The sequence below is a fragment of the Pseudoalteromonas sp. SCSIO_11900 genome (assembly GCF_000576475.1).
In the GTDB taxonomy this organism is placed as follows: Bacteria; Pseudomonadota; Gammaproteobacteria; order Enterobacterales; family Alteromonadaceae; genus Pseudoalteromonas; species Pseudoalteromonas tetraodonis.
Genome location: NZ_KK070025.1, coordinates 278,031 through 303,572, shown reverse-complemented (window position 1 = coordinate 303,572; position 25,542 = coordinate 278,031). Strand labels below are relative to the sequence as shown.

The 25,542-nt window shown below is 39.5% G+C and carries 21 protein-coding genes; 9 read left to right on the top strand and 12 right to left on the bottom strand.

Annotated features, from left to right (window positions below; genetic code table 11):
• Positions 1–43 precede the first annotated feature (43 nt).
• Positions 44–1,633, top strand: a complete 1,590-nt coding sequence (locus BG00_RS15585; protein ID WP_036983822.1) for a tetratricopeptide repeat-containing sulfotransferase family protein — start codon at positions 44–46, stop codon at positions 1,631–1,633.
• A gap of 388 nt (positions 1,634–2,021) precedes the next feature.
• Here BG00_RS15585 and BG00_RS15575 read toward each other — a convergent pair whose 3' ends face one another.
• The 9 genes from BG00_RS15575 to BG00_RS15535 all read right to left on the bottom strand — a co-directional run bounded on the left by BG00_RS15575 (position 2,022) and on the right by BG00_RS15535 (position 11,840).
• Complete coding sequence (locus tag BG00_RS15575) at positions 2,022–2,387, bottom strand: energy transducer TonB (protein WP_036983818.1); 366 nt, start codon at positions 2,385–2,387, stop codon at positions 2,022–2,024.
• Positions 2,388–3,252: 865 nt separating this feature from the next.
• On the bottom strand, positions 3,253–3,582 hold the full coding sequence (locus tag BG00_RS15570; protein WP_138560769.1) for a hypothetical protein: 330 nt from the start codon (positions 3,580–3,582) through the stop codon (positions 3,253–3,255).
• Between the two features lie 140 nt (positions 3,583–3,722).
• Complete coding sequence (locus BG00_RS15565) at positions 3,723–4,235, bottom strand: hypothetical protein (RefSeq protein WP_036983813.1); 513 nt, start codon at positions 4,233–4,235, stop codon at positions 3,723–3,725.
• A 170-nt stretch (positions 4,236–4,405) separates the two neighbouring features.
• Positions 4,406–5,089, bottom strand: a complete 684-nt coding sequence (locus tag BG00_RS15560) for a GTPase family protein (protein WP_036983811.1) — start codon at positions 5,087–5,089, stop codon at positions 4,406–4,408.
• A 1-nt stretch (position 5,090) separates the two neighbouring features.
• Entirely contained in the window at positions 5,091–6,071 is a 981-nt protein-coding gene (locus tag BG00_RS18310; protein WP_036983810.1) for a GTPase family protein, read from the bottom strand.
• 343 nt (positions 6,072–6,414) lie between these two features.
• Entirely contained in the window at positions 6,415–7,503 is a 1,089-nt protein-coding gene (locus tag BG00_RS15550; RefSeq protein ID WP_036983809.1) for an IS91 family transposase, read from the bottom strand.
• Positions 7,500–8,336 carry a tyrosine-type recombinase/integrase gene (locus BG00_RS15545; RefSeq protein ID WP_036983808.1) on the bottom strand — a complete coding sequence of 279 codons (837 nt, stop codon included), beginning with the start codon at positions 8,334–8,336 and terminating at the stop codon, positions 7,500–7,502. The genes BG00_RS15550 and BG00_RS15545 overlap by 4 nt, the downstream gene beginning before the upstream one ends.
• Positions 8,337–8,730: 394 nt before the next feature.
• Positions 8,731–9,585, bottom strand: coding sequence for a PA4780 family RIO1-like protein kinase (locus BG00_RS15540; protein ID WP_036983807.1), 855 nt, complete (start codon positions 9,583–9,585; stop codon positions 8,731–8,733).
• 269 nt (positions 9,586–9,854) lie between these two features.
• A complete protein-coding gene (locus BG00_RS15535; protein WP_036983806.1) occupies positions 9,855–11,840 on the bottom strand; it encodes a ligand-gated channel protein in 1,986 nt (661 codons plus the stop codon).
• A gap of 121 nt (positions 11,841–11,961) precedes the next feature.
• Here BG00_RS15535 and BG00_RS15530 point away from each other — a divergent pair, with 121 nt between their 5' ends.
• A complete protein-coding gene (locus BG00_RS15530) occupies positions 11,962–12,846 on the top strand; it encodes a LysR family transcriptional regulator (protein WP_036983805.1) in 885 nt (294 codons plus the stop codon).
• Positions 12,847–13,112: 266 nt separating this feature from the next.
• Positions 13,113–15,671 carry an excinuclease ABC subunit UvrA gene (uvrA, locus tag BG00_RS15525; RefSeq protein ID WP_036983804.1) on the top strand — a complete coding sequence of 853 codons (2,559 nt, stop codon included), beginning with the start codon at positions 13,113–13,115 and terminating at the stop codon, positions 15,669–15,671.
• A gap of 120 nt (positions 15,672–15,791) precedes the next feature.
• Here uvrA and BG00_RS15520 read toward each other — a convergent pair whose 3' ends face one another.
• A complete protein-coding gene (locus tag BG00_RS15520; protein WP_036983802.1) occupies positions 15,792–16,679 on the bottom strand; it encodes a haloalkane dehalogenase in 888 nt (295 codons plus the stop codon).
• Between the two features lie 180 nt (positions 16,680–16,859).
• Here BG00_RS15520 and BG00_RS15515 point away from each other — a divergent pair, with 180 nt between their 5' ends.
• The 6 genes from BG00_RS15515 (at position 16,860) to BG00_RS15490 (ending at position 22,315) form a co-directional block, all read left to right on the top strand.
• Positions 16,860–17,372 carry a MarR family winged helix-turn-helix transcriptional regulator gene (locus BG00_RS15515; RefSeq protein WP_036983801.1) on the top strand — a complete coding sequence of 171 codons (513 nt, stop codon included), beginning with the start codon at positions 16,860–16,862 and terminating at the stop codon, positions 17,370–17,372.
• A gap of 273 nt (positions 17,373–17,645) precedes the next feature.
• Positions 17,646–18,713 (top strand): hypothetical protein, encoded by a 1,068-nt coding sequence (locus tag BG00_RS15510; RefSeq protein ID WP_036983800.1) that lies wholly within the window; start codon positions 17,646–17,648, stop codon positions 18,711–18,713.
• 54 nt (positions 18,714–18,767) lie between these two features.
• Positions 18,768–19,604, top strand: a complete 837-nt coding sequence (locus BG00_RS15505; RefSeq protein WP_249929837.1) for a TonB-dependent receptor — start codon at positions 18,768–18,770, stop codon at positions 19,602–19,604.
• A 67-nt stretch (positions 19,605–19,671) separates the two neighbouring features.
• Positions 19,672–20,457, top strand: coding sequence for an ETEC_3214 domain-containing protein (locus BG00_RS15500; protein WP_036983798.1), 786 nt, complete (start codon positions 19,672–19,674; stop codon positions 20,455–20,457).
• A 9-nt stretch (positions 20,458–20,466) separates the two neighbouring features.
• Positions 20,467–21,765, top strand: coding sequence for a transglycosylase SLT domain-containing protein (locus BG00_RS15495; protein ID WP_036983796.1), 1,299 nt, complete (start codon positions 20,467–20,469; stop codon positions 21,763–21,765).
• Complete coding sequence (locus BG00_RS15490) at positions 21,755–22,315, top strand: LPP20 family lipoprotein (RefSeq protein WP_013463046.1); 561 nt, start codon at positions 21,755–21,757, stop codon at positions 22,313–22,315. The genes BG00_RS15495 and BG00_RS15490 overlap by 11 nt, the downstream gene beginning before the upstream one ends.
• A 62-nt stretch (positions 22,316–22,377) precedes the next feature.
• Here the strand turns inward: BG00_RS15490 and BG00_RS15485 are convergent, their stop codons facing one another.
• Positions 22,378–22,995: a LysE family translocator gene (locus tag BG00_RS15485; protein WP_036983794.1), complete on the bottom strand. Its 618-nt coding sequence runs from the start codon at positions 22,993–22,995 to the stop codon at positions 22,378–22,380.
• A 68-nt stretch (positions 22,996–23,063) separates the two neighbouring features.
• The gene (locus BG00_RS15480) at positions 23,064–25,526 is read right to left on the bottom strand and encodes a S9 family peptidase (protein ID WP_036983791.1); all 2,463 of its coding nucleotides are present in this window, start codon (positions 25,524–25,526) and stop codon (positions 23,064–23,066) included.
• Positions 25,527–25,542 lie beyond the last annotated feature (16 nt).

Genomic DNA, 25,542 nt, shown 5'->3' with positions numbered 1-25,542 from the left:
TTGAGCCTTTTTATTTGTAAGTACATTATTTATAAGAGTATTCATGCAGCCAAACTTAAAGCAACTACACCAAAGCGCTATAAACAACTTAAACCAAGGCAACATTCAGCAAGCGCATAAAGCACTGGTTGAGCTAGTGACACTGCAGCCTGACTTTGCTGATGGCTACTTTTTACTCGCCATGGTTAATTTACAGGTTGGTCAAATTTATAAAGCGATAAAGCTAATTGAAAAAGCATTAAACTTTACTCAGTCTATTGAATATACAGCGCAACTTGCCAAGTGCTACGCTCTTACCGGCGATTTACAAAAAGCGAAAAGCACCGCCCTCAGCGTTAAGCTTGAACATATTAGTAAAGCACTTGATGCCGATACATTAGGCGTGGCGCTCACCCAAGCGGGTTTACATCAACAAGCAGCTGATTACTTTATATGCGCATTAAGTATAGCTGAGAGGAGTAATACTCGTCAGCCACAGTTTTATTATAACTATGGGGTATGTGCTAAATTTTTAGGCCAGTTTGAAAAGGCGCAGCACGCGTTTGAAAATGCCATTGCACTGAATCCGCTTCATCATCAAAGTCATTTTGCTTTAGCTGATTTAACTAAAGTCACTAGGCAAAACAACCACATAGCGCGATTAAAAAACGCATTTGAACAGGTCAATCACCCTGACGCTAAACTGCATATAGGTCATGCGCTCGCAAAAGAATATCAAGACCTAGGCGACTTTTCAGCAGCCTTTGCCGCGTTACAACATGGTAAAGCAGCAAAACTCGCTAATAAGGCGTTTGATAACCAAGCGTCTGAGGCACTATTCGCACACATTAAACAGCTCAGTGATAAATACAAAAACCAACAAACAGCTGGCAACCAAAGCTGTGAGCCAATTTTTGTATTAGGCATGCCGCGCTCTGGCACCACATTAGTTGAGCGCATTTTATCAAGCCACAGCGACGTACAATCAGCGGGCGAGCTGCAAGACTTTGGCCTAAGTGTAAAAAAACTTAGCCAAACACCAACGCCTCAAGTACTTGATACAGACACCTTAAGCCAAGCTTACCAGCTTGATTTTGCAAAACTTGGCAGCACTTACCTTGAGGCGACCCGTGTAGTTACCGGTAACCATAAACACTTTATTGATAAATTACCGTTTAACTTTTTTTATATCGATTTAATTACCAAAGCCCTGCCAAACGCCAAAATAATCTGCCTACTTCGCGACCCCATGGACACCTGTATTGGTAACTATCGTCAGCTATTTACTATTAACAACCCGTATTATGCTTACTCGTTAGACTTACTCGACACTGCTAAATTTTACAGCCGCTTTTATAAACTAATACAGCACTTTAGCGCCCTTCACAGCAATATTAAACTAGTAAAATATGAAGAGCTCGTCGCAGCACCAGAGCAAAAAATAAAAGAGTTAGTGAGCTATTGCGACTTAGACTGGCAACCACAGTGCCTTGATTTTCACTTAAACACTGCACCGGTATCAACCGCCAGTAAAATGCAAGTACGCCAACCGCTTAACAACAAGGCCATAGGCCGCTGGAAAAAGTTTAAGCCCCATACTGATGAAGCGCAGACTTATTTAGTTAATCAAGGAGTTTTAGGTTTAATTAAATAACAAAAAATATTACGTGGACGGATAGTTCTGTGTGATTAATTTAAAAGTTATCGGATGGATATAAATTTTTAGGCTGAATGTATTAAAGGTTTTTTCTCTGTTAACTTACCCTACTCCACTTAAGGAAAAACCCAACGCTGCTACCATAAAAAACTAACAAAAAGTAATACACCAATTACTGCAGCAGCTATAAATAAGTATTTACCAAGCTTAGCATTATGTTTAAGAGATTCTTGGTGTTTAGCCTTAAGCATAAGTAATTGTGCTTCGTTTAAATCGGAACAATGCGTACATTTATCTAAGAATTCAGAATAATACAGTTCACACCTATCACATCGTTTTTGTTTAGGTTGCTTAGATCTCCATGATATGCTCATCCCTAAAGACATTATAACTTCCACTCAAGAGTACCAGCGTACTCAACCTTAACCAGCCTACCATTTAATAACGCAGGCTTAAATCGCCATAGCTTTAAAGCCCGTAAACCTTCCTTTTCAAATACACCTTTAGGAGCAGATTCAATTACTTCAACTCTTTTTAACGTACCAACTTCATTCACTATTGCTTTGAATTTTAAGTAGCCCTCTACGCTATTTTTAGCCGCATCTTCAGGATATTTTGGTTCAATCTTCACAACCCATTTAGCAGGTAAATCTGTTTGTGCATTGGTATATACAGTACTTGAATTTGCCGCTTCATTAGTACTATTACAACCAACCAGTAAAAGAACTAAAAATATAGTTATGTACTTCAAAGGCTACTCCTAAAAATATGCTCAGTAAAATAAACAACTAGTGGTTAAGTTTACTAAGGTGTTCAGCAACTCCAATACCAATGAAAAATATAACAACACTTAAAATTCCAAAACCTAGATATTTGAAGAATTTCTTCACCATAACTCCTTGTACATATAACCGCTTTATCAGTTAACACTTTCCAAATTCAAGCGTGAAAATGCCCTCATTTTATTAACTTATATTAATAAAAAATAGTGTAAGTTATTGCCAGCTATAAATTTTATGCTTAATGTAGGTTATTTCGCTATGTAAAAAAGGGAGGGTTTCTTTTTATTCTTACTAAGTTAAAAACGACTCACCAGAATGATCGTTCATCGCTCTTTGCCGAAGTATGCCTGTGTGCTATGAGAGGACATTGAGCACCATAGTCACTTGTTAGCATTAAAACTCTGATACTTATTCCGTGCGATAAAGAACCATACAGAAAAGCAGCCTGCGCATAAGTACCCGAAAAAAATCAAAAATGTAGCACTATTGATTTTCATACCTGTTGATACCGAGGCAACTATTAAGAGATTAGCTGTAAGCCCTGAGAATAGAATACCAACAAGTACATCATTAACGGGCTTTAAGTTTGACGCTGCTATAGAAACACCCAAAAAAGCAATTAAAAACCAATAATGGTTTTCATAAAATTCACCCTAAGATATCAGAATAAAGATCGCCACAACGGTATAAATTAAAAAATTAAGTAGCGATGTTATTTTCAATAGACTATCCAAATTAACTCCTTAATGCTAAGGGCAAAAAATTGTTAGCTAAAATATTGAACGGAGTGAAAATAGCCAACTGTATTTTTTCCGTTTTAAGCCCTTGTTAGCATTACACTTTTACCAAACTCGCATTTTTGAAATATTTCTCTGCACGTTCAGCAACATTACTGCAATATTTTTTAGGTAACCAAATATCTATGGCGTTATTACTTTCTGTGAATAAACTAACACAATTATTTGCGAGTTGAATTTTTGTAATATTAGATTTAGCTACAACTTTAGATGAAAAACCATAGCAGCGTGACAACATAGTTGGATTAATTATAACGTTATCACCATCTTCTATTAACGCTTTGTGCGAAGTAGATAAGTTTACTTTATGCTCGATAAACCAGATCACTAAGCAAGCGATAATTATATAAATATACGTTGATTCCACTACCATACTCCTTGTAAGGCTAACGCCGCTATAAATTGCGGCTTTGGAGTCGATTGTTTTGTGGTAGCGTAGCGTTAAGCCACAAAAGAAGCGACGGAAAAGCCGTCAATTTGATAGCTTTGTTATGCAATATTTTAAGCTTATTGAAGCTTAATGACTTCACCACCCTCAAACACAATAGCTGTAACACTAGTTTTAATTGAACCAGTACCATTTGTCACCGTACTCAGGAGCTTGTCATAATTCTCCCCATCAATAAACTGATTATCTTTAAAGACATAGAATAAATTAGCCGTAGATTTTTTCTTAGAATTGATTTTTTCTTCACTGTCGCCATTCATCTCTAATACCACCCTACCAAATGGATCTAAAAATTTAGTGGTGAATTTAAGAGCAATAATATTTTTATCTGACTTATTTGTGAAGATAGGCATAAAACGGATGGTTTTTTGAGAATACTTATCAACATTATGCTCGAAAAGATGAGAAGATACTTCGACCATGCTATCACTTGAACTAGTCTTTACACCTTGAATCTGATAAGTGCCATCCTTATTTAAAACTATTGTCCTCCCATCAGTTGTTGTAACAGTCTCTGCATATGCGATCGATATAAAAAGAGTTAACAACGTAGTAAATACTGCTCGTTTCATTTATTTTTCTCCGTAAGTGGGTGGACTCTAGTTGCATAACGCCCCCATAAGGGGCAACAAAGTGGAGCGGCGATTTTGTTAAAATTAACGTTCCACCAAACTAAATCGCCGCGTAGCTTTGTTGTCCCAGCGAGCTTGCGAGCGCCTTAATGGGTTTGTTATGCGTCATATCACACGTATACTAAGGTTCTTTTCTCTTTAGGCATATAATCAATGAATAAATCCATCAATTTTTCGATATTGTAATTATGCTCTGCGGAATAATAAATAGGCCTTATGATATCAACACCAGTAGCTTCTTTAACCCTACGTTGAATAGAACTAGCCTGCTCCTCCAAGTATTGTTTTAATTCAAACTTTGGAGAGTTACTATCATAACACCAATATCTGCCTTTCATTGCCATATCAGCTTGATTTATGGCAACAAACACCCGCTCTTTTTGAAAATTGGGAACAATAACATCATTTAATAGCTTGTAAGTTGTTCCCATGTCACGATTTGAGCCTTCAATAATTACTAAGACAAGATCAATAAATCCATATGACTGACCATTGCTGTCATAGTCTTTGTACAATAAGTCGACTATTTTTTTAGAATGCTCTTTGTCTTTGGCCACCCCATCTCCAAGGCCAGGGGAGTCCCACAACCTAAAAGAATCATTTAACCTAAAACTTTCTGTTTCCATAGTTTCAGGCTCGACGCCTTTACCAACCTTCGATACTTCCTTTGAAAAGATCGTATTTAATGTTGTAGATTTTCCGGCTCCTGTGACACCTGTAACCATGACATCGAAAATAATTCCTACTTCTTGAGATTTTCGTGAAAGATCACTGTTTCTATATTCTTTATACATATCACCAACCGAATAGACCACCAACAAATCCAATTGCAGCCCCTACAGCTGAGCCAATAGCGGTCCCAACTACCGGCACGACAGAACCGATAGCTGCGCCAGCGGCTGCTCCTGCAAGTGTATTTTTTGAGATATGTGAGGCAACCTCTTGAAAACTTTTCTGAGTTTCTTTTTTATAATCTTCCAACTCATCATCACTCTCCCACATTTCCTTTTCACTGGAAATATTCTCAATGTATGAAAGTCTTTTTTCTTCAGGGGTGTTTTTAACTATGAAATAAAGAAGCTTTGATAAGTTCCAAGGTTTTTGCTCTTCACCGAAGTCTTTGTATCCGGCAGAATAATAAATTGGTTCAACCTCAACAGAAGTGGCTTCTTTTACTCGTGTTTTTATTGAACTCACCTTTTGATTGAGAAAGTCAATTAAGTTGGGTTCTGGCTTGTTCTTTTCAAAGTTCCAATATCTTCCCTTCATAGCCACATCAGCTTGGTTGATTGCTATTAATATCCTATCTTTGGCGTTTTCACCTAAATTGGGAATTATGACTTGGTTAATTAATTCGTATGAGGTTCCTAAATCCCTGCTACTTCCATCCAAAATAACTAATACGAGATCAATGATTGGATTGCCATTATCGTCTAATTCATTTAGCTTGTTTATAATGCCCTTGGAATGAGCGATATCCTTTTCTTTTCCATCACCCAACCCAGGACTATCCCATAAAATCAGGTTGTTCAGCTCATACTTTTGTATTTCCATTGTTTCAGGATCAACACCAACACCCACCTTGGCAACTTCGGTGTTAAACATTGCGTTGATTGTAGAGCTTTTACCACACCCCGTAGCACCAGTAATCATTAAGTTGATTTTTTGACTCTTAAGCCTCAAAACCCCTTTCAGTAACTTATCTTTTTCCTCTTCTGAGATTTTTAGTGAATCAATTGAATCTTCTATTTTTTCGAAAACATTTTTCTCATTCATACGCACATATTCCTTGTTTGACGTATAACATTTTAGTATTTATGCGACACGCTGTTTGTGTTGCATAATCGCTTGTTGGACTGAGCCGCTACCTGCTCGGTGTGTCAGAGTTGGTGTTGTTTATGCTATGGGAATTTGCTTTTTGGAGGCTCTCACTTTCCTAGCTGATTTAATCAGCTTAGCTAGTGTTATGTAAGCTTTCCCTGCATTGCTCAGCGCTTATTATGTATTCATTACACCTAAATTTGCCTTAATAAGCAATTATATTTTTTACACGTACAGAGGCCGCTAGCCTGAGCAGTTAAGCAGGTTAACTAATTGATTTTAAGCAGCTACCTAGCTGCTAACTCGTTCGCTCTACTTTGGTCCTTGTTTCATATAACTGGAATACGCCAATTAACCGCAAGATACCTGCCTTACAATGCTGGCAAGGCCAATGCGGTATCAGTGTTACGTTTTCTGTCTTTAGCTTCTCCACTTTACCTCTGTGTGATTCTTGTGACCTTATTAATGCTAACTTTCGCTTGCGACACGCATTAGCTAAAAAGCCATAGTGGCGAATGCGCATAAACCCTTTAGGCAATACATGTTGAAAGTAGCGCCGTAAAAATTCATTACAACTCAGAGTCATGACTTTATCGCGGTTGTTATCTGCATAATCGCGGTATTTAAAGCTCACTGTTTCTTCAGTCGCTGACACTAATCGCGATTCTGACATCACGCCTTTTCGGGTATAACGAGCAAGGTAACTAACTAGCTTTTCACTGTACGTTAAACAGGCTTTGCTATACACGCACCATTTGGTTGGGGTGTTTATCTTCGCGAATGAACTATCGCATTCATTAAGCGCCGCCAGCATTTTCCCTCTGAACACTGTTGATAATGCTTTAACGGGGTATAAATAGCCTTTTTCTATTTCATGCCAGTGTGCTTTATCAAGCGCACCTGCGGGTATCAAACAATGCAAGTGGATATGCTGACCTAAGTTTTGCCCCCACGTATGCAGTACACTTGTCATGCCTAACTGACCATGCCTCTTTCGTTTCGCAAATTTACTCAGCGTTTGCCATGTGGCTTTGAATAAACACTGATACAACGCGTTTGGGTTGTAGTGCGCAATGATATTCAACTCATGCGGGAGTGTAAAAACAAGGTGGAAATACCTACATGGTAATAAATCCTCCTGCTGTTTTTGCACCCATTTAGCCGTAGCCATGCCTTGGCAACGCGGACAATGACGGTCTCGACAGCTACATCCAATCTTTTGCGACTCACCACAGTTATCACATTGCCATGCTTGATAACCGAGCTGACCCGTTCTGCATGATTGAAGGTGCTGACACACGCGCAGTTGTTGATAACTCACCGTATGATGTTGGCGATAACTCTCAAGGCTTGAGTTTAAAATATCAGCGAGGTGTAAGGCGTTCATTGTTTACTCCAGCTCGCAAGCAAATCAATGCCGCCATGACCTAACTCTGGTAACCAATGTAAGTAACTTTGTGTGGTTTTAATATCACTGTGCCCAAGCTGATGTTGCAGTTGATGAAGTGGCATACCTGATTCAAGTTGGTGTGTTGCATAAGCATGGCGTAAAGTATGTGGATTACAGTGCTTTAAGCCACACGCTTGTGCATGTTTTCTCAATGGCTTCCTGAAGGTTGATGCTGACATAGGTTTATCCATTAATAACCGTGAATAGAACATCCAACCTGTTGGGTGATACATTTTCCAATAACAACGTAATTGAGCCAGCACGCTATCTGATACAACCACATAGCGTGATTTATCCCCTTTACCTTGTTCAATTAAAATAGTTTTACGCTGTCCATCGATATCTTGCACTTTAATGCGTAGCAGTTCATTAATACGTAAGCCACACCCATAGCACACCATAATCAATGTTTTTAAGCGCATATCATCCGTGCAGCTCTCTATCAGCCGTCGCATGTCATCGCGCGATAAATACGTGGGTGCGCGAAGTTTTACTTTTGGCAGTACAATATCTAAGTTCAATGGCCGATGTAAAATATTCTTAAACAAGAACCAAATACTGTTTATCTGTATTTTTTGGCTTGCTCTAGAAAGTTTACGAATCGCAGGATCGTTAAAAAAGGCGTTAAGTTCCTCATCAGTAATCGAATCGAGCGGTTTATTAAAATAATGACTGAGTTTTAGTAAATGTTCACAGTAGCTTTTACATGTACTTTGCGAATAACCACGATAGGCTATTTCAGTTTTGACTTGTTCAATGAGTGTATTCATGACTTACCTCCAAGTTATGGGATAACCCCAAGGTAAGTGTGGCTCAAATGATAAGAATAGGATCTCCGCGTAGCGGCTTAGTTCAACAATTTAATAGTGCGCTCATCGCGCATATTTCTGCCGACTTAACGCTCATTTATCTAGCTTATATAGTTTTAACAAATAACCTAAGGTATTACTATCACTAAGTTTTCTAAAATCTCAGATAAATTTAAATAAACCAATATGCGCGCAGCGCTCATTTTCATGAATATATGAGCAAAGGGCTATTTAGCTAATTAATTAACGACGATTTTTTTTGCCAATCTCAATGCCCGGTTATCGCTCATACCTACATGCTAAGTTTAATCTAATAATAATGACTATAAACAAAACTTAGCACGTAAATTAAAGGTTATTGCTCATCGGCGTCGCGAATGCGTTCTTTACGCTCTTGCTCTTCATCAAAGGCGGCTTGAATTTCGCCAAGTACTGAATCTACATCTGCAGCTTCGCCATCGTCTTCAAATTCGCCACTGAGTTTTGAGTGCGGGGTTAAGTTAGCATCTGCAAACAGTGCCCACATTTCTTTGGCATATTGCGTATGTAATAACGCCGGTGCAAATTGGCCATAATAGCGGCGCATGTTATTTACATCACGGGCAAACATCGCCTCGGCACTATTATTAGCAGAGGCGTTAACCGCTTGGGGTAAATCAATAATTACTGGGCCGTTGCTATCAACAAGTACATTAAACTCCGATAAATCACCGTGAATAATCCCAGCGCACAGCATGAGTTTAATGTAGTGCATCATTAATGTATGTTGCTCAATGGCTTGTTGCTCGGTTAAATCAACTGCACCAAGCTGTGGTGCAACATCGCCTTCATCATCGCTTACTAGTTCCATTAACAAAACACCGTCAATGCAGCCGTAAGTTTGCGGTACCCGAACACCCGCTAAAGATAAACGCGACAGCGCGTCAACCTCGGCATTTTGCCAAATTTCTTCTTCTAATTGACGGCCATAGCTTGAACGCTTACCCATAGCACGGGCTTGGCGGCCACCACGTACTTTTCGCCCTTCTTGGTACTGTGCTGCCTTTTTAAAACTGCGCTTACTGGCCTCTTTGTATACTTTAGCGCAGCGAATTTCATCGCCACAGGCGACGACAAATACATCGGCCTCTTTACCGCTCATTAACCGGCTGATCACCTCATCAATAAAACCATCATCAACTAATGGCTGTAAGCGTTTAGGTATTTTCAAACGACACCTACTAAAAATACAGGGTTGGCTTTTTGTTTTGCTATGTGGTTCAAACGAGGCATACCTTTGGGGATTGAAGAAAGTTATAAATTATTAGTAAACTTTAAAGTTACATTTAATGACTAAATTACGCAGCTAGAATAAGCGACTACAGCTAAAAAGCCAACCGCCTTTTTTGCTTTTTAAACATTATTGAACAAGAGCCGAGATAAAACCAAAAAACGAGCACGGTTTAGCGTACTCGTTTACTTTATATTATTAAAAAGTGTTTAGAACTGCCACACCAAAGACGCCCAATAACGGCGGCCATCTTCAACATAACCATACTCTTGCTCTGTGATCTCTTTATCAAGCAAGTTGTAAATTCCAGCACCAAGTTTAACGCTGTCACTTAGCTGATAATTAGCACCTAAATTGGCAATGGTATAATCAGGAGCAATTAAACTACTTTGTGAAGGCCCTGTGGTAGGCTGGCTTTCTTCTCCACGATATTGCACACGTAACCATCCGCCTAACTTATCTGTTGGCCGCCAATTTAAAGACGTTTGCAAACTATGTTTTGGTAGCTGATTAAGTGGGCTCCCTTTATATTCACCGGTTTTTTGCTCTGAATCGGTGTAGGTATAACTAGCACTCACATCAATTTCAGTTGAAATATCGTAATCTACTGATAGCTCAATACCTTGGGTTATGGCTTCATCCACATTAATGTACGTAGTTGGCATGGAGCCAAACTGATTTGGGCCATCTGTGCACTGCGTTAATGGGCAAGCTATACGGGTTATTTTGTCATCAAATTCATTATAAAAAACGGTTGTCGATATGCTTAAATCGCGTCCAGAATCATAGTAAACACCCATTTCATAGTTAACTGATTGCTCAGGCTTTAAGTCAGGGTTACCATAAATATTCCCGCCACGACTCACTTGTCCCCATTGCGCGGTAGATTGGCGAATATTTGGCGCACGGAAACCGGTTGATATGCCGCCTTTAATAGTGATCGCTTTAGATGCGCTATAAACACCATACAAACGTGGGCTCCAATGACCCGCAAAGTTGCCATCATGATCGTAACGTAGGCCTGCGGTAAGCTTAAAGTCATCCGTAGCTGCCCACTCGTTTTCACCAAAAACTGACCATTGCTCGTTTTCTACATGGGTTAAGTCGCTAATTTTATTGCTTGTATAATCATCCAATGACTCTTTTAAATAGGTCGCACCAAACGTAGAGTTATGATCACTAAATAGCGGTAAACTCCATGTCGTTTGAATGTCGGTATTTTCGACAAACATTTCACGTGAGTTATTATCAAACTTATCGTACTTAATGTAACTACGCGACGAGCCAAAGTCGTAAAAACCGTTGTGTGACATAGAGTATGTTTGTTGCTCATACTCAGTAGTTGCTGATTCAGGGCAGCCACGTCGACCACAGTTTTCACCTGGCGCAAGCGGGGCAACTGTTTTACCAAGTGTTTCGTCTAATGTTTGTTTTGCCGAGCCAAGTTCAAACATTAATTCGTGACTATCATTAGGTGTTAATGTGAACTTGGCTTTTACGTTACTTTGTTCTTTACCTCGAAATCCTGCAGTAAACTCATCTTCATTTCGCTTTGAAAACTGCCCGTATAATTGCACGCCCAATAGATCTGGAATAATGCCACCAGAAGTGAAAAAGCTGGCTTGGTTTATATCACCTGACTGACTTTGCTCTTGAATGGTGCTGTCTAAACGCAGTTCACCGAACCACTGCTCTGGCGCTTTACGGGTAATAATGTTGATCACACCACCAATTGCATCAGAGCCATACAATGAAGACATAGGGCCACGTATTACTTCAATACGTTCAATCGCTGAGATTGGCGGCGTCCAAGCACCTTCTACGCCTGGGCCATCACTATTAGGTCGTGTTTCTCTTGAGCTTTGGCGTTGTCCATCAATAAGAATGAGCGTGTATTGGCTTGCCATACCACGCAAGCTAATATCTTTTCTGTCACCTCCGCCAGTCACTATTACACCCGGAATATCAGCCATTGCGTCGGTTAAGTCACGATAAAAGCGTTTTTCTAGCTGCGCTCTGTCGATAACACTAATACTTGCAGGTGCCTCTTTGAGCATTTGTTCGTAACCAGAAGCAGTGACAACCATTATTTCCATATCTTGTTTTTTTTCATCAGCAAAAGCAGGGTTAGCAATTGCAAAAGTACTTAAAATAAATGCAGTTACCGGCCTTAACTTACAACTTACCGTGTTCATGATATTTCTCCGTGACATTCAGCATGTAAATGATAATGATTAGCGCTTGCGATAATAGTGAGAAGTTCCCTTCTTCTCAACGCTATTTTTATTAAAGCTAATTTAAGTAAGGCTTAACGGTATGAGTGATAAGTTAACTAAAACCCTGAATATATTTGTTCGCACAGTGCAAACGGGAAGTATGAGTAAAGCTGCCGCAGACCTTTTAATGACAACCTCTGCAATTAGCCAGCAAATAAAACAAATAGAGCAAGATGTAGGTTTGAGTTTATTTAATCGAAGCCCTCGAGAATTAACGCTTACCGAGGCGGGTGAACTTTATTATAAAAGTTGTTTACAAATGCTTGCCGTTGCAACAGCTACATCAGAACAATTACAGCATTTACAAAATTGCCCGAGTGGGCAATTAAAACTAGCAGCCCCTGTCGGTTTTGGAGGTGGGTTACTAAGCGAGCCTGTAAAGCATTTAATTAGCCAATTTAATGATATAGATGTGCACTTAACGCTTTCTGACGAGCCCATTGATATGATCAGGACAGGTATAGATTTAGTGCTGGCGATTGGCCCTCTCGAAGACTCAAACTTAATTGCACGCCAGCTCGCTAGTTGGCCATTAATACTGTGTGTTCATAAAAATCATGTACTAGCACAGCAACCAAAAATCACACTGGATGACCTAAAAGCGCATAACCGCATTGCGCATATAGCTGTTGATCCGGCGCTTACGCACCTTACTCGCGGCGTAAATACAACACTACAAAAAGCGCGTATTACCATTAATAATATGCAAACTGTGATTCAATTTGTTCTCGATGAGTTAGGCTATGCTATTTTGCCTGAGCCTGAAGTACGTAATTTCTTAGCTACAGGAGAACTTTTAGAAATATGCACTGATTGGCAACTTCCCCATTACGATGTATTTGCTCTAACGCCTGCACGCGATACGTTAGCAGCAAAAACAAAAGCCGCAATTAAAGCACTTAACGCATCATTTTCAGCTATTTAAATAACCTAAGTTCAGATTAAATAACCTATGGCTTGTTTATAGCTAGTTAATTGCAAACAAAATTCCTACCTGCATCATTTAACTCCCCGCAATACGCTTCAGTTACTTAATGTTATTGCCTTTGGTTAAAGTTTATACTTGTAGTTTTTCTGTTATGTAAACGCAAAACAAGCATATAGCTAAGCGCTCATTCAGTAAGACTGCATTAGTATTAATACGTTGCGGCACGTTAATAAACACACGGTTATTAAACAGGAGTAAATTACATGGCAAGCACATCTAATAAGTCACACGAGGTTAGTAATGCACAATCGGCTTTATTAAACCCAGAGCACAGCATTCAAGTACGAGGCGCGCGTGTTCATAACTTAAAAAATGTGGATGTAAACTTGCCCCGTAATTCACTTGTTGTTTTTACCGGTATATCAGGTTCGGGTAAATCATCGCTCGCCTTTGGAACATTATTTGCCGAATCGCAGCATCGTTATCTTGATTCGGTATCCCCTTATGCACGCAGATTAATCGATCAGGTAGACGAGCCTGATGTAGATTCAATTGAAGGACTGCCACCCGCGGTAGCCCTGCAGCAACAGCGCGGTGCACCCTCGGTACGTTCATCGGTGGGTAGTGTTACCACTATTTCTAACGCGCTGCGAATGCTTTACTCTCGTGCAGGCGAATACCCCAATGGGCAAGGCATACTGTACGCCGATGCGTTTTCGCCCAATACGCCACAAGGCGCCTGTCCAGAATGCCACGGTATTGGCCGTGTATTTAACGTAACCGAAGAGCTGTTAGTGCCCGACCCTACTAAATCAATTAAAGAGCGCGCTATTGCAGCATGGCCGCCGGCCTGGCAAGGTAAAAACCTAAGCCGTATTCTTACCTCGCTAGGCTACGACATTAATAAACCGTGGAATACCCTGCCTAAAAAAGCCCGTGATTGGATTTTGTTTACCGACGACACACCCACAGTGCCCGTTTTTCCTGAGTACACGCTTGAGCAAACCCAATCGGCGATTAAAAATGAAGAAAGCCCCAGTTACATGGGTACATTCATAAGTGCTAAACGCTTTGTTTTACAATCGTTTGCCAGTACGCAAAGCCCACGCACAAAAAAGCGCGTATCGCAGTATATGCAAATATCACAATGCCCGCAGTGCGAAGGTAAAAAGCTTAAAAAAGAGTCGTTGTCGGTTAAAGTCGCGGGCCTTGATATAGGCGAAATTTCGCAATTAACGCTTAATGAGCTGGCAGATAAATTAAGGTTTGCCGCTAGTACCCCCGCTAAAAGTAATGCTGCAAACCCCGAAAAAGCCATAGTTGCAAAGCGCATCACGAGCGACATTATTAAACGCGTTGAAGCACTCACCAAACTTGGTTTAGGGTATTTATCGCTTGAGCGTACTACGCCATCTTTATCAGCCGGGGAGTTGCAACGCTTGCGCCTTGCAACGCAAATTCGCTCAAAATTATTTGGTGTTGTGTATGTGTTAGATGAACCCTCTGCAGGCTTACACCCTGCCGATACCCAGGCCTTATTAGCCGCACTAGATGAGCTAATAGCTGCTGGTAACTCCGTGTTTGTGGTTGAGCACGACGTAAGTGTTATTCGTCACGCCGATTGGGTGGTTGATGTAGGGCCAAATGCGGGCTCCCGTGGCGGTAATATAGTTTATAGCGGCCCTGTTGAAGGCTTAAAGCAAATTAGCAGCTCACACACGAGCCAGTACTTATTTAAAAATAACGAATCCCAGCAAGCTCAAATACAAAACAAACAACGCCAAGCAAAAGCATGGCTTACGCTTAAAAATGTTGAGCGTAACAACTTACAAAAGCTTAATGTAGAATTTCCGCTTGGAATTATTACAAGTGTTACGGGGGTATCTGGCTCAGGTAAATCAAGCTTAGTAAGCCAAGCGCTTGTTGAATTGATTTACGATGCACTAGGGCAAAAATCGCAGCCACAAATACCCATAGATGAAGCCGAGCTACTCGAGCAAGAACTCGATATAACAACCGGCGGGCAAATAACTGGGGGCATTGAGCACATAAAGCGCCTAATAACGGTTGATCAAAAAGCCATTGGCCGCACACCTCGCTCAAACCTCGCAACTTACACGGGCTTATTTGATCACGTACGTAAACTGTTTGCCAATACCAAAGAGGCAAAAGCACGTAAGTACGATGCCGGTCGTTTTTCGTTTAATGTTAAAAAGGGTCGATGCGAAAATTGCGAAGGTGTAGGCTTTGTAAGCGTGGAGCTGTTATTTTTACCTAGCGTGTATTCGCCTTGCCCTGTGTGTAACGCCAAGCGCTACAACCAAAAAACACTCGAGATTACCTATAAAGATAAAACTATTGCTGATGTACTTAATTTAACGGTGGAGTCTGCGCATACCTTTTTTGCCGATGAACCCGCTATTTTACGTGCGCTAAATGCGCTGCTACAAGTAGGCCTTGGCTATTTACGTTTAGGCCAACCTGCTACTGAGCTTTCGGGCGGTGAAGCCCAGCGCATTAAACTTGCCACTGAACTACAACGTACTCAGCGCGGCGATACGCTTTATATTTTAGATGAACCAACTACCGGCCTACACCCAAAAGATGTAGCCATGCTAATGGCCCAGCTAAATGGCTTAGTTGATGCGGGCAACACCGTCATTATGGTTGAGCACGATATGCAAGTTGCCAGTAACAGTGATTGGGTTATTGATATTGGCCCCGGAGCCGGCGATGAAGGCGGGGTAATAGTTGCTCAAGGTTCACCCGAAAAAGTGGCAAGCGTAAAGGCGAGTAAAACCGCACCATTTTTACTTAAATAGTTAATAGATGACGCTTTTAGTTGTATAAAAGCGTCATCTATATATGGTAGTTAACGCTGAAAATAACGGCTTGAGATAGATTAATTATCCAAAGTTCAGGTTTACTAATACAGCCCTTTTTTATCTAGGTAACCAATCTGAAATAGCTTTACCTATTTCGTGCGGTGAATCCTCTTGGATGTAGTGAATACCGCTTACGGTTACCTCAGTTAGGTTTGGCCATGTGCGCACAAAATCTCTTGCGTAACCAACTAAAAAAGCACCCGGTTCAGCATTAATAAATAGCTTAGGAATATCGTGAGAGTTAGCTAAATAGCTCGCATAGCTTTTAACTAAAGCCACGGTATCGGCAGGCTCTCCAGCAATGGGCAGTTGGCGAGGCCCTGCTAAAATTGCACGGCGATCTTCTCCTGCATTTATAAAGGGTCTGCGATACTCATCATGCTCTGCCTGCGTTAATTTGCGTGCAATGGTCGCTGGTAATATTGTTTCAATAAAAAAGTTGTCATCAAGCACCATTTTTTCACCCTCAGCTGAGCGCATAGTGCCAATGGGTCCGTGCAAATCTTTAGGAAAATCGTCCCATGTTGGAAAGTCAGTAACAATTGCTTCCATAAACGCAATTGCTTTTACAGCATCACGATGTGTATTAGCCCAGTTAAAACCAACGCCTGAACCCCAATCGTGCAGCACCAAGGTAACGTTATTATTTACACCCAACGCTTCTAAAAGTGCAAATGTGTATTTGCTGTTTTCAGCAAGTGAGTAGCTGCCCTCATGGGTGTTATCTAACTTTTGCGAATCTCCTAATCCAATCATATCGATAGCAATTAAACGCCCTTTTTCTTGCAAATAGGGCATAACGTTTCGCCAAAGGAAGCTAGATGTAGGGTTACCATGTAAAAAAACAATAGGATCACCTTCGCCTTCATCTATATAAGCCATTTTTTTATCTAATACAGTTTTAAACTTTTTTGCATAACGTAATGTTTCTGAATCATTTTTCATTTAATTATATCGCTTTATTTAACTGATGAGCTGGCGGTAAATCCTCGCTCATCTAATTTGTGTAATATTCGAAGTAGATTAACTAATTTCGAGTTAATATACATGACTGAGTCATACAATAAACGAACGGGTTTAATTTGTCACTATATTTATATGATCTAATCACATATAATTAAATTTATGAAAAATGAAAAATATATATCAAATTTAATCGGCACGTTTGCTACTTCTGTTTCTAATGACATTGAAAAACAGATTGCCGAATTAGGCGGGCGAAGCCTAAGCCACGAAGCGGCACTGGTCACTATTTACAATCATCCGAATGAAACCATTGATGTACTAAGCAAGGTTTTAGGCTTAACGCATTCTGGTGCTGTTAGATTAATAAATACACTTGAAAAAGAAGAATTTGTAGAAAGGCGAAAGTCAGTAAAAGATGCCCGCTCTGTTGTTTTATGCGTAACGGATAAAGGAAGCCAAAGAGTTGAACTAGTACTAGCCAGCAGAGAAACAGCCACCTCTAAAATACTAAACAACTTTAATGATGAACAAAAACAACGCTTTTTAAGTTTGATAGAAGTAGCACTTGGCAGCCTAACAAACGAGCAGGTAGAAGCACGTAAAATATGCAAATTATGTAACGAAGGTGTATGTAGAAAGCGTGGTTGCCCAGTAGAAAATGCTATTAAGTAAAGTACACCTCACTTAAAAATTTATCCAATAAGTTAAAGAATGATAACAGCCACTTTAGTCGTTTTTCTTACATGAAATTAGGTAAAGATGGATTCGATTATAGTTATAAAATTCATGCATCTTTTTAAATTGTAAAGGTATTCCCCCTTGTACCTTTTTTAAAATAAGAAAAAAGAACCGTTTTAATGAGAGTTTTTAGCTATAAGGTTGACTCATCTAGTTACAAGTGTTAAAAAGTGAAAATGAACACTAACTTAATAAAGGAATAATTGTATGATAAAGGGAATAAAAATCGCTTTAGTATCAAGTGTAATGCTCTCTGGCTGTGTAGTTACTGAAACTATTAATGTAGGTATTGCTAGTTTAAATAACTCTTTCACAACTGCTGAATTACCTATTACATACACAAAAGCGGCTAAAGAAAGTGGCACTGAGAAAATGAAGCGTCTTGCAGTTATTTCAAATAACAGAAACGCAGCTACAGGTATAATTGAAACAAACCTTTCAAATATTCGTGTGAATGGCCAACCTTACTTTACCTTTGTTGATAAAGCTTCTCTTAGTAAAATTATAGAACAACAACGGTTTAATGAAAGTGATATCAGTAACTCAAAAAACAGAACCCGCCTAGGTAAACTTACAGGCGCAGATACACTTATCACTGCTGACTACACTGCTGATGTAGATACCTCTACTTACTACGAAAAAGACAGTGAATGTATACAAAAAGGTGATAAATGGTACAAGTGTGAGAAGTCTAGAGAAATAACCATTAAGTGTTCAGAAAAAATTGCGAAAGTAAATTTTAAACCTAAGGCTGTATCTGTAGAAACAGGGCAAATTGTTTTTACTAAACAATATTCACGCCTATCAAGTAGTAAAGTATGTAAAGGTGACGACCCTCATCCATCTGACTCTGTATTACGAGGCAGAGCACTTGCCGCTGTAATAGAAGAATTAAAACAAGATGTTGCACCACACCAAGTGACTAAAAATGTAAAGTTGATGGAATCTGATGATTCAGATTTAACTGATAAAGCAGAAGAGTTATTAGACCTCGCTGTTGAATTTGCAGAAAAAGACATGCCTGACCACGCCTGCAAAACCTTTGCAAAAGCTCAAAGTCAGTATTCAGAATCACTGGCTATAAACTACAACAATGGTGTGTGCGCAGAAAGAGCGAATGATTTAGAATTAGCAAAAGCATATTATGAAAAAGCGAGCAACTTAACATTAGACGTTGACGAACTTAAGTTTGTTATTGAAGGCCAAACACGGCTTGTCGAGCGTGAATCGGATAACGCAAAGCTAACTCTAGCAACAACTTCAAACCGTTTGTAATTTAAGTTAAGGCCTACCAATTTTGTGTTAGGCCTTATTGCTGTTGGTAAAACTATGACTACTAGAACATCCTCACTACTATTAGCGGCAATAGCGCTAAGTCCTTTCCTTACTAATGCAGCATCACATTGTAGTTGCAGCTCATACTATGCAAAGAATGCCCAGCCTAAGTGGGTAGGAATAGATATTGTTGATGATGAAAAATTAGCTAGCTCAGGCTCTTCACAATGCTCTGGTTTAAAAACAATTGATGAACGTCGGTCAGCTAAAAATGCGCGTGAAGAGCTCGCAAAATTACTAAGTACTGATATTTCAGTGAAAGAAATAATTAAAAGCACCTCATCAAGCACAGTAAGCCATTCTGATTACAAATCGGTGATTGAGTCTCAAACCAATCAGCTATTAAAAAGCGCAAAAGTATATGATCGTTATGTAGACCCTATTAACTGTACTGTATATGCAGCTATTTCAATTAGTAAAGCCGATCTTGAAGAAGGCCAACAAGAAAAAATAAAACAACAACAAGCAATGCTAGGCGCAAAAAATAGTTGCTTAAAAGTAACGGGCGAAAATAGCTCTCAACTTACAGAGTTACTCACTGAGCAACTTTTACAGCATGGATATAAATTAACAAACTCGGCTTGCGAAGTGACCTATTTAGTTAAAAACTCGATAATAAAAGCACAAAGTAAACTTGTAATTACACAGTTAAAACTTCAAATAGATACACAAAGCAAAAAGTCTATTTGGCAACAACGTTTTGAAGGAAAAGGTTTGAGCTACTCTAAACGCTCAAAAACCGAGTTAATTCATTTAGCCAATCAAGACAGCACAACTAATTTAATAAATAGCATTGTAAAGTTAAAAAATACTGCTATCGATTCTTATTAGCGATTATATTAAGCCATGTTTTAAACAGTTATATTTAACACTGATAAACTATATTTTAAGGATGAAAATGTCTGTAGGAAATAACTTAGAGCCTGAGGCTAACACTGAAGAAAATAAATCTTTGTTAGCTAAATTGAAAGGTTACTTTATTTTACTTATGGTTGCTTTAATGGGTCTTGGAAATTGGGCCGATAGTAAAGCACTCATAATTGAAGGGTACAACGGATTCATTACTCACTTTACGAACCAAATCGAAGAAAAAAAGATTACTGCGCTAGATATTGGCAACTACTTACCTTACGCTGAAAAAAAAATAGGTATTCCGCAAGTAATTAAAACATCATCTTTGAATACTGATTACGAATATAGGTATTACAAAAATACGAAATATTTACTCACACTTATTAATAAAAATACTCGTATAGTCGGCATCGCCGTACATAGCTTAAAATACGATAAAGCTATGGTACCGGAATTTACACCCTTAATACCTTTTAATAAAAAAATGCTCAGAGTTAATAGTCTAAGCGATGTTATAAAATCAAGTAACGAATTTTATTTTGATTCTCATAATATTAAATATTATATGCTGTCAAAACAGTTAAATGCTCAAGGTATGTTTTTGAACCTTAGCGTTGGCTTTAGTAACTACGCACCATTACTTGATGAAACGCAAAAAGCTTTATTTAAACTTGATGAGTTAATGCTTACTCAAGATGACGAAAAAGCCTTAGCTAAAACAACCGAGATACTTGCTAACACTGCGGCTACATTTTATGCAGTATCTGAGCTATCTAGTGAATACATCTCTGATTCATTACTGACCAAGTATGAATTTAACGCTTATTTTTAAGGATAAAAAATGCGTCACACTTTATTATTTTTTGCTTTATTTACTGCTTACAGCGGGGCTACCACGCCGACGTTCGAAGAATTTAAAAAACAGCAACTTGCAAAACAAACCACTTTTAAAAACGATCATCAGTTAGAATATCAAGCATTCAGACAAGCATATCTCGAGGAATACGATAAATTTAGAGATAGATTATTGCAAAACTGGTCAAGACCTGTACAAAGCTCATTATTAGAACGTGTTGAATATAGTGCGGATAAAAAAACACGTATTATTATTGATGAACAAAATTCGACCGTGACTGTACAAACACTTGAAGACTCAAATGAAACAGGACTAAAAGCGACTTCTCAAGAAGAAGCATTAACAACAAATCAATTGTTAAATAATGTTAAATTATCGCCGGTTTTAACTGATATTTTTAAAGACCTTAGCTTACTCGATAAAGCAGTAAAAACAGCAAAAGTTGATATAAAAGCACAGCCAGACAAACATGAAAGCGAAGTCGCATTAATTAATGAAATTACTTCTCAACACGAGCAATCATTGAGTAGTTTAGATAAAAACGAGCAATTACCTAAAGCACAAATTGATATCCAAAAAGAGCAGCTTACCAAAGAAAAAGAACAACGTATTAGTAATTTAAATAATGCGCTAAAAAAAACAAAAGAGCAAAACCTTACCTACAAACGCATTAAGTCGTATACTTTCGCTCTACCCGATACTTATTTACAAAAAAAAGTAGCGCCTTTTGTTACTTATTATAGCCAGTTTTCTAAAGACCAATTATCTTTACTATTAGCTATTTCACATGCTGAGTCGTCATTTGATCCTAATGCAAAATCGCATATTCCAGCATTTGGATTAATGCAAATAGTGCCAAACTCAGCAGGCTTAGATGTTGCTCGCAAACAATTTAAAAAGGATATTGCTCCTACAGCTAAAGAACTATTCGACCCAAAAACTAATATAACTTACGGTGCTGGGTACTTAGACATTTTAACGACTCGATATTTGCGCAAAATTAATAATCCCATAAGCCGAAGATATTGTGCCATTGCAGCTTATAATACTGGCGCTGGTAACGTAGCTAAAGCATTTAACTTAAATAGAAGTACGAATGTAAATAAAGCGGTAGCCTTAATAAACCAATTAGATAGCGAGGGTGTATACGCACAACTTATAAATAATTTACCGTACGACGAAACAAAAAAGTACTTACAAAAGGTAAGTAAATTAGATATTCAATATCAAAAAAACTTAGAACAATGGAACCTTAACAATAAGGAAGTAAATCATGCGAAATAAACTTTTAATATTGGCAGTTGCTGGAGTTATTACAGCATGTGGTACAACACCACAAAAGTCTCAACCTCTTGCTGAAAACGATTCTGTTCCAAGCTGGGTTTTACAACCTACAGCACCCGAGGGCGGTTTGGCTTCATCTAGCTGTGTAGTATGGACGGGAAATATGGCTGCAAGTAGAGCACAAGCTATTGCCAATGCACGTGCCGATCTAGCAACTCAAATTAGTGCTAAAGCGCAAGTAATGGATACACTAATAAACAAACAAACCCAACAGCAAGACTCAACGACGACTAATTCATCATTTACGCAAATAAGTAAACAGGTAGCTGAGCAAAGCTTAGTAGGGGCTATTGCTAAAGAAATTGGTTTTGCTCGCTTAGATGGAAAGAAACAGTTATGTGCGCTTGTAACTATGGAAAATACTAAGCCTTTATTTGATAAATTAATCGAAACGTCAGGAAAGAATTTAAGCCCTAATGATGAAGATATGCTTTATCGTGAATTCAAATTAAAAACAACAACTGATGAGCTTAAAGCGCTAGATAAATAAGCGTTTCATAACAGCCCTAATATAAGTTGGGGTTGTTATATTAATTAAATAACTACAATAAATTACCCTAGTATTAACCAAACCCCCACTAGCACCATTAAGCTGCCTGCAATTCGGTTCATCCATTTTATGTTATCGCCTCGGCTTAAAAATAAACGTAGGCTTTTACCGCCTGTTGCATAGGCGAGCATACATAAAAATTCGCTTACCATAATAACTAAAACAAGCACTAAAAGTTGTGGGGCTACTGCATGCTGTACACTAATAAAGGGCGGCAATAGTGAGATCATAAACGCCCAGCCTTTAGGGTTTGCAATGGCCGTTACAAAGCCTTGCGTAAAAAGCGACTGTCGGCTTATATCGCTTGGGCCATGTGTATTAATTGACATTTTACCTTTGGCGCGCCACATATTTATGCCTATATAAATTAAATACCCACCACCTACCCATTTTAAAATAGCAAAGGCCTCTGGGTAATTGAGCATTACGCCTGCGACACCGAGTACCGCAGCAACGGCAACACTTGCGACCCCTAATAACTCACCTATCATCATCCAGAGTGTTCGGCGTACACCTATGCTCATGCCGAGTGTCATGGCAAGGGTCATACACATACCGGGGGTGATAGATACAAAAAAGAAGGTAGGAATAAAAACCGCAAGCGCTGCTACATCAATCATTAATTTACTCTCGTATTAAAACAAAACGCGGCTACTTATAGCCGCGTTTTGCTTACTTATGTTTATTGCTATTGCCCTGTACTTGCCTCTAGTTCAGTAATTGCCTCTACAGGCTCTGCTTTATCATTTAACAAATACTTATCTAACCACTGCTCTTGTTCCCACAGTACGTGTAATAAACTTTTACGTGCGCGATAGCCGTGGGCTTCGTAAGGCAGCATTACTAAACGAGCATCTTTACCTAAGCCTTTAAGCGCTGCGTACATGCGCTCACTTTGCATTGGAAAAGTGCCTGAATTAGGATCTTCTTTGCCGTGGATCATCAGCATTGGCTCGTTAATTTTTTCAGCATGAAAAAACGGCGACATATTAGCGTACACATTTTGTGCTTGCCAAAAATCACGCTCTTCCCCCTGAAAACCAAACGGCGTTAAGGTACGGTTGTACGCGCCACTGCGAGCAATACCAGTTTTAAATAAATCACTATGTGCCAATAAATTTGCCACCATAAATGCACCGTATGAGTGCCCAGCTATGGCTATGTTGTTTTTATCGGCAATGCCTTTTTTAACTAATACATCAACCGCTGCTTGCGCGCTTGCTACAAGTTGTGTTCTAAAGTTATCGTTTGGTTCGCTGCCATCAATACCTACAATCGGCATTTTAGGATCGTCAAACACGGCAATACCTTTAGCAAGGTAAGGCATAGGGCCCCAATAGCCTATGTAAGTAAATTCGTATGGCGATTCGCGCACTTGTGATGCTACGGCTTTATCTTTGTACTCGAGCGGGTACGCCCACATAAGTACCGGCAACGGACCTTGAGTTGCATCGTAGTCTGGCGGTAAATAAAGTGTGCCCGAAAGCTCTACGCCGTCATCACGTTTATAACGTAATTGCTCTTTTGTCACCCCTTTAAATGCAGGGTATGGGTGAGCAAAATTAGTTAATTGAGTAAGCGTATCGTTATCTAAATCACGTATAAAAAAGTTAGGCTGCTCAGTTTTAGACTCTCGCACAGTTATAAAGCGCTCGCCTTCATCGTCAAGCAAAGCACGAACACGTTCGTAGTATGGCGCTTGTGATTGCCATAAACGCTTGCTGCTATTCGTTTTTACATCGTACTGGTCTAAAAATGGAATATTACCTTGCTCTGATGCGCCGTTACCGCGCAAATACATATAACGCCCGCCAACAATTTTAATAACGTTAGCACCTAAATCGTTGCGCTCGTAAATAAAGTTACCTGGATCTTTATACGCATCGTTATAACTGCGCTCTGAAAACAGCACGCGGTTTTTATCGGCATTACGTGGTTGAATAACGTACGTGCGAACTTGACGGTCGCTAAAGCGCCAATCGCTCAGTATGGCAATATTTTGGTTAGCCCACTCAATACCTGCAAAACGGCGCTCTACTTTTGCAAACAGCTTAGGCTCGCGTTTAAACGGCGCACGTAGGCTGTAAATATAGTCATGGTGCTCAACGTCAGTTTTCATGTCGCCGCCATCTTGCGCCTCGGCCCAAATAACTTCTGCGCCTTGGTCGGCACGCCATTCAAAGTTGCGTCGGCCAGTGCGAACACTGTCGTAGCCTTGTGGAATATTATCGGCAAGGGGTTGTTTTGCAAGCTCGGCTAATGCGTAACCGCGCATTCCCCATATTTGCCAAGTGCTGGCAAAACGGCTGTACGGTACTTGATACGAAAACGGCTCGTTTATCGCAGCAACTAAAATATTGGTTGAGTCTGGCGATACCGAAAACGATTTAAACAAAGCAGGGCTACCAATGGCTTGTGTATTACCATCAAGCGTTACATAAGCTAATTGCCCTTGGCCGTAGAATTTAAATTGTGCTTCATCAAACGGACTGGTTAATAAGTTTTGATAAGTACGCGCTGGCGCTTTTTCGCCAGTGCTTTGCTGTATAACTGGCACAACATTTTGACTGCTGTTTTTAAGCGCGGGTTTACCTATGTTAACCGCTAAATTGGCAATCAGTGCACTTCCATCGGGTAGCCATTGGTAAGGCATAGCGGTAATAACAGAATTAAGCGCTGCGCTTGAGAGCATTTTTGCTTGTTTAGTTTCTACACTGTATAGCCATAAATTTGCTTGGCTTTGTTGCTCTACAACAAACGCTAAATATTTACTGTTAGATGACCATTTAGGCGAGCGAATAATACCACTTGGTAAATTATTAATATTAATAACGGTGCCGCTTTGCACATGTTTAAGCTCAATTGCGCTGTATTTAGCACTCACACGCGAACGTGAAAAATTAGCAGGGTTAAGCTTTATGCCGGCAAGCTTGAGCTCATCTTTGGCAAGCTCATCGAGCGTTTCCACGCGTTTACGCTCAAATAAAGCAAGCCATTGGCCATCGCTCGATAAAAAACTTGTAGGTGCTAATTTTGCATCGACCACAGCAGCAAGCTCAGGCGATGGTGTTTGATAACCTTGCTCAGCATAGCTGTTTGGCATTATTACAACACAACAAATAAAGGCAATTAAGAGCCTAAATGCGTTCATGTTTTTATCCTTATGT

Bases quoted from the DNA above. Each gene is read 5' to 3' on its own strand.
- BG00_RS15585 (WP_036983822.1), top strand. From the start codon at position 44: ATGCAGCCAAACTTAAAGCAACTACACCAAAGCGCTATAAACAACTTA.
- BG00_RS15530 (WP_036983805.1), top strand. From the start codon at position 11,962: ATGAGTGATAAGTTAACTAAAACCCTGAATATATTTGTTCGCACAGTG.
- BG00_RS15515 (WP_036983801.1), top strand. From the start codon at position 16,860: ATGAAAAATGAAAAATATATATCAAATTTAATCGGCACGTTTGCTACT.
- BG00_RS15480 (WP_036983791.1), bottom strand. From the start codon at position 25,526: ATGAACGCATTTAGGCTCTTAATTGCCTTTATTTGTTGTGTTGTAATA.
- BG00_RS15505 (WP_249929837.1), top strand. From the start codon at position 18,768: ATGACTACTAGAACATCCTCACTACTATTAGCGGCAATAGCGCTAAGT.
- BG00_RS15500 (WP_036983798.1), top strand. From the start codon at position 19,672: ATGTCTGTAGGAAATAACTTAGAGCCTGAGGCTAACACTGAAGAAAAT.
- BG00_RS15560 (WP_036983811.1), bottom strand. From the start codon at position 5,089: ATGTATAAAGAATATAGAAACAGTGATCTTTCACGAAAATCTCAAGAA.
- BG00_RS15510 (WP_036983800.1), top strand. From the start codon at position 17,646: ATGATAAAGGGAATAAAAATCGCTTTAGTATCAAGTGTAATGCTCTCT.
- BG00_RS15490 (WP_013463046.1), top strand. From the start codon at position 21,755: ATGCGAAATAAACTTTTAATATTGGCAGTTGCTGGAGTTATTACAGCA.
- BG00_RS15485 (WP_036983794.1), bottom strand. From the start codon at position 22,995: ATGATTGATGTAGCAGCGCTTGCGGTTTTTATTCCTACCTTCTTTTTT.
- BG00_RS15535 (WP_036983806.1), bottom strand. From the start codon at position 11,840: ATGAACACGGTAAGTTGTAAGTTAAGGCCGGTAACTGCATTTATTTTA.
- BG00_RS15545 (WP_036983808.1), bottom strand. From the start codon at position 8,336: ATGAATACACTCATTGAACAAGTCAAAACTGAAATAGCCTATCGTGGT.
- uvrA (WP_036983804.1), top strand. From the start codon at position 13,113: ATGGCAAGCACATCTAATAAGTCACACGAGGTTAGTAATGCACAATCG.
- BG00_RS15495 (WP_036983796.1), top strand. From the start codon at position 20,467: ATGCGTCACACTTTATTATTTTTTGCTTTATTTACTGCTTACAGCGGG.
- BG00_RS15565 (WP_036983813.1), bottom strand. From the start codon at position 4,235: ATGAAACGAGCAGTATTTACTACGTTGTTAACTCTTTTTATATCGATC.
- BG00_RS15550 (WP_036983809.1), bottom strand. From the start codon at position 7,503: ATGAACGCCTTACACCTCGCTGATATTTTAAACTCAAGCCTTGAGAGT.
- BG00_RS18310 (WP_036983810.1), bottom strand. From the start codon at position 6,071: ATGAATGAGAAAAATGTTTTCGAAAAAATAGAAGATTCAATTGATTCA.
- BG00_RS15520 (WP_036983802.1), bottom strand. From the start codon at position 16,679: ATGAAAAATGATTCAGAAACATTACGTTATGCAAAAAAGTTTAAAACT.